Genomic DNA, 278 nt, shown 5'->3' with positions numbered 1-278 from the left:
GGCTTACTTATGCCAAGCAGTCACTATGTTGTAAAAGCACTGCCAGAGCGCATGCCAATCGACAAATTAATCGCAAAAACAGAGCTTGCTTACCCTGAGTATGTAGTAGGTAGTTGTGAGATATTTAACGATGATACTGCTGATCGGGTTTACTTAGTTAAACGCGGGACAGAGCAATGGTATAAGTTTCATTTAAACCAGTATACGGGTGACATTTTGTCAGAGCCTGTTGGTACCAGCCATTATTTTACTGATTGGTTTTTAGCACTGCATTACAC

General features: G+C 41.0%; 1 protein-coding gene. It reads left to right on the top strand.

Going from position 1 to position 278, the window contains the following annotated elements; genetic code table 11:
* Positions 1-51: 51 nt before the first annotated feature.
* Positions 52-278 (top strand): hypothetical protein (locus AAEY83_RS14470; protein ID WP_351059938.1); only part of this gene is annotated, 227 nt, incomplete at its 3' end.

Source organism: Psychrobacter sp. TB20-MNA-CIBAN-0197 (assembly GCF_040309765.1).
Lineage (GTDB): Bacteria > Pseudomonadota > Gammaproteobacteria > Pseudomonadales > Moraxellaceae > Psychrobacter > Psychrobacter submarinus.
This window is presented reverse-complemented; position numbering and strand designations above follow the sequence as displayed.